Origin of the sequence: Ferruginibacter sp. (genome assembly GCF_031430955.1) — a bacterium.
In the GTDB taxonomy this organism is placed as follows: Bacteria; Bacteroidota; Bacteroidia; order Chitinophagales; family Chitinophagaceae; genus Ferruginibacter.
On sequence record NZ_JANPCM010000688.1, the window covers coordinates 1 to 4,157 of the forward strand.

At 37.7% G+C, this 4,157-nt stretch carries 9 protein-coding genes; all 9 read left to right on the forward strand.

What is annotated here, in order from left to right:
- Nucleotides 1–341 (forward strand): MFS transporter (locus ACY65O_RS19720; protein ID WP_462222572.1); only part of this gene is annotated, 341 nt, incomplete at its 5' end.
- A gap of 79 nt (nt 342–420) precedes the next feature.
- The gene (locus ACY65O_RS19725; RefSeq protein WP_462222573.1) at nt 421–657 is read left to right on the forward strand and encodes a hypothetical protein; all 237 of its coding nucleotides are present in this window, start codon (nt 421–423) and stop codon (nt 655–657) included.
- Nucleotides 641–871, forward strand: a complete 231-nt coding sequence (locus ACY65O_RS19730; RefSeq protein ID WP_462222574.1) for a DUF6132 family protein — start codon at nt 641–643, stop codon at nt 869–871. Before ACY65O_RS19725 ends, ACY65O_RS19730 begins: the two co-directional genes overlap by 17 nt.
- A complete protein-coding gene (gene trxA, locus ACY65O_RS19735) occupies nt 868–1,164 on the forward strand; it encodes a thioredoxin (protein ID WP_462222575.1) in 297 nt (98 codons plus the stop codon). The genes ACY65O_RS19730 and trxA overlap by 4 nt, the downstream gene beginning before the upstream one ends.
- A gap of 12 nt (nt 1,165–1,176) precedes the next feature.
- Entirely contained in the window at nt 1,177–1,488 is a 312-nt protein-coding gene (locus ACY65O_RS19740) for a rhodanese-like domain-containing protein (protein ID WP_462222576.1), read from the forward strand.
- Between the two features lie 30 nt (nt 1,489–1,518).
- A complete protein-coding gene (locus ACY65O_RS19745; RefSeq protein WP_462222577.1) occupies nt 1,519–2,088 on the forward strand; it encodes a YeeE/YedE family protein in 570 nt (189 codons plus the stop codon).
- Nucleotides 2,089–2,098: 10 nt separating this feature from the next.
- Nucleotides 2,099–2,599 (forward strand): YeeE/YedE family protein, encoded by a 501-nt coding sequence (locus ACY65O_RS19750; RefSeq protein WP_462222578.1) that lies wholly within the window; start codon nt 2,099–2,101, stop codon nt 2,597–2,599.
- 17 nt (nt 2,600–2,616) lie between these two features.
- On the forward strand, nt 2,617–3,699 hold the full coding sequence (locus ACY65O_RS19755; RefSeq protein WP_462222579.1) for a c-type cytochrome: 1,083 nt from the start codon (nt 2,617–2,619) through the stop codon (nt 3,697–3,699).
- Between the two features lie 155 nt (nt 3,700–3,854).
- Nucleotides 3,855–4,157 (forward strand): twin-arginine translocation signal domain-containing protein (locus ACY65O_RS19760; RefSeq protein ID WP_462222580.1); only part of this gene is annotated, 303 nt, incomplete at its 3' end.

The window sequence follows — 4,157 nt, forward strand, 5'->3', positions numbered from 1 at the left end:
TACTTTTAGTAATTTCTTATTCAATGTTTTTTTCGGTTTTATCAGCAGTAGTTTTAGGTATAGGCACAGCCTTGGTATATCCAAATTTTTTAACCGTGGTAGCAGAAAACACCCATCCATCGCAAAGGGCAGAAACATTAAGCATATTTCGTTTCTGGAGGGATAGTGGTTATGTAATAGGTGCATTTTTAAGTGGGGTTTTGGCAGATTATTTTGGATTGGAAGCAGCACTTATTGTTGTGGCAGCACTTACTGCACTGGCTGGTGTTATTGCAAATTACAGGATGTGCTGTACAAAAAAATTATTATGGAAAAGCGATTTTTGTTTACCTGCTTATTGATATCAGGTTTTTAGTTGATTCTTTTGCTTTGTAACCTTTGTTACCAAGCAAGCTGCGGTTGTAATTTAAATTTGCTGTTATGAAACAGAAAATTTTTAGCAATTGGAATTTGATGAGGGCTTTAAGGTTAGTTATTGGTTTAGCTATAACAATACAGGGATTTATTGCCAATGATAAATTATTTATAATTGCAGGATTATTATTTACCGGTATAGCACTTTTTAATATAGGTTGTTGCGGTGCCGGTGGATGTAATACACCCCCTATAAAAAATGATAAACCTATAAAAGATATCAGCTATGAAGAAGTGGTTTAATAATAATTTACTTTACCTGGCAGGAGCTGCACTTGGCGCAATTGCCGGATATTTGTACTGGCAGCAAATTGGATGTTCATCGGGCACCTGCATGATTACATCAAAGCCAGTAAACAGCAGCTTGTATGGTGCATTAATGGGGGCATTACTCCTGGGCATGTTTAAAAACAAAAAAAAGGTTTTAAAAGAGAAAGAAGAAAAACAATCATCATGACATTTAACGAAATCATACAATCTGATAAACCCGTACTGGTAGATTTTTCTGCCGGGTGGTGCGGCCCCTGCAAGATGATGGCGCCCATTCTTAAAGATGTAAAAAAAGAAATTGGCGATGCAGCTACCATTATTAAAGTAGATGTAGATAAAAGTCCGCAGGCTGCCAGCCAATATCAAATTCAGGGTGTACCCACATTAATTCTTTTTAAAAATGGCCAGCCATTGTGGAGGCAAAGCGGTGTAGTACCAAAGGCTGCACTAACAGAAATTATAAAAAAATTTACAGCATAAAAATTTAGTAGTATGAACTTTTTACAAAAATTATTTGGCGGAATACCCACTACTGATTTAAAAAACTTTATGGAGCAGGGTGCTTTTTTGGTAGATGTAAGGGAGCCAGCGGAGTTTGCAGGCGGCAGCACAAAGGGTGCTGTAAATATTCCTCTGGGTACTGTGGCATCGCAACTAAATAAGTTTAAAGGCAAAGAAAATATTATTGTGTTTTGCAGAAGCGGCAACCGCAGCGGACAGGCAAAAACTATTTTGGAGCAAAATGGTTTTAAGAATGTGGTTAATGGTGGTACCTGGCAAAATGTAAATCAGTTTGTAAAATAACAAGGCAGCAAAAAAGTAAAAAAAGTAAAAATGAGTTTTATAGAATGGATTAAACAACCCTGGCCCTGGTATCTGGCCGGGCCGCTGATAGGATTAACGGTGCCAACACTTTTAATAATCGGAAATAAATCTTTTGGCATCAGTTCATCCCTGCGGCATGTATGTGCTGCATGTTTACCTGCCAACATTCCTTTTTTTAAATACGACTGGAAAAAAGAAGCCTGGAATTTATTTTTTGTTGCAGGTATTTTTTTTGGCGGAATGGTAGCGATTAATTTACTGGCTAATCCTGATGCAATACAAATTAATCCTAAACTGGCAACAGAGTTATCGGGTTACGGCATTACCGATTACAGCAGCCTTATGCCCAAACAAATTTTTAACTGGCAGAGTTTAATTTCGGTAAAAGGATTTTTATTAATAGTGGTGGGTGGTTTTATGGTGGGCTTTGGTACAAGGTATGCCGGTGGCTGCACCAGCGGCCATGCCATAATGGGGTTATCTACATTGCAATGGCCATCATTAATTGCTACCTGCTGCTTTATGATTGGTGGTTTTATTATGGCTAATCTTATTCTTCCATTTATTCTTTCTCTTTAAAAAAAAATTAATGAAAACAACAGAAATTATAAACACAGATTTTGAAGTACGTTCTCTTGATGCCATTTGTTTAAACGAAAGTAAGCTTACACATAAATGGCACCACAATATAAAATACCTGGTGGTTGGTTTGGCATTCGGGATTGTTTTTGTAAAAGCAGAAATCATCAGTTGGTTCCGAATACAGGAAATGTTTCGGCTGCAATCTTTTCACATGTATGGTGTAATAGGCAGTGCAGTGGTGGTGGGTATGATTTCTGTTTGGCTGATAAAAAAATTCAACATCAAAACCATTTACGGTGAGCAGATTGATTTTCATAAAAGAACATTTAATAAAGGCCAGGTATATGGGGGATTAATATTTGGTTTAGGCTGGGCCATTACGGGTGCATGCCCCGGCCCGCTGTTTGCACAAATAGGCACCGGAGCAACGGTTGTTGCAGTAACTTTACTAAGTGCCCTTGCAGGTACATGGGTGTATGGATATGTAAGAGAAAAATTGCCACATTAATTACAACAGCATAACGATTGTTTAATAAGCAAGACGATACTGCACAGCAAAAACTAATTTCAGTAATTAATAAACTGATAGGGATAATTGTTGTACTAATCATTGCGCTTATATCCATGCCATTTATTTTTGAATACGCTAACCAGCCTGCTGCAAAAAAAGAAGAAAAAGAAATAGCCGGTAATGGTGCAAAAACTGATGCTGCTAATTACTGGACAGCGCCAGATGTTAGCAGCATTACAGATGCCAAACAAAAACAGCAGGTAGAATATGGTAAACAGTTAATTGCTCATACTGCAAAATATCTTGGCCCCAACGGGTCTGTTTTAAAAATAAGCAACGGATTAAATTGCCAGAACTGTCACTTACAGGCAGGCACAGCCGTTTTTGGAAACAACTATGGTTCTGTTGCCTCACTGTATCCAAAATTCAGGGCAAGAAGCGGAGGCATTGAAAATATTTATAAAAGAGTAAACGATTGTTTTGAACGCAGCCTGAATGGTAAAGCAATAGATACTGCCGGTAATGAAATGCAGGCCATTGTATCCTACATAAATTTTTTAGGCAGCAATGTGCCAAAAGGAAAAAAAGCAGAAGGCTCAGGATTTAAAGATGTGGCATTTTTAGACCGTGCCGCCGACCCTGAAAAAGGGTTAACAGTTTATGCCGCTAAATGCCAAAGCTGCCACCAGTCAACTGGGGAAGGTGTTTTTAATGCAGATAAAACAGAATATATTTATCCTGCCATGTGGGAAAAAAATAGTTTTAATGATGGTGCAGGTTTATACCGCATCAGCAACTTTGCAAAGTATGTAAAGTATAATATGCCACAGGGTGTTACTTATAATAATACACAACTTACTGATGAAGAAGCATGGGATGTGGCGGCATTTGTTGTATCACAACCGAGGCCGCATATTAATGTACCTAAAGACTGGCCTGATAAATCAAAGAAACCTGTTGATCATCCCTTTGGGCCATACACCGATAATTTTTCTGAGGAGCAACACAAGTTTGGGCCATTTAAACCAATTGTACAAGAGCAAAAGAAAAGTGAAGAAGCGGCAAAAGAAAAGAATGTTACTGCTTCAATAAAATAAAAGTATTTATTAAAAGATAATCTTCAGATATAGATAATGTATTTAAAAGTTCAGGAATGATATGCAGTACAAGAGTGCGACGCCAATGAAGCTTAATTGAAATACAAATGCCGGGTTCCAAAAAAAAAAATCGGTATAAGCAAAAAAAATAAAAAATGAACAACAACAGAAGAAATTTTATAAAACAACTCGGCACAATAGGTGGCGCAGGTTTGCTGGCGGCAGCACCCATTATTGCTGCTGCCGAAACCATAAATAAAAATGAGATGGATGAAATAAATGCTGCTGATAAACCATTTACCATTTCTATTTTACAAACCACCGATGTGCATTGCCAGTTGCATCCGCATGATGAATTGTTTTGGGAAAATGATAAAGCCGTATTTCGTAAAACCGGCGGCTATGCTCACCTGGCCACTTACCTGCAAAAAGAAAGAAAGAAAAACCCACATACATTT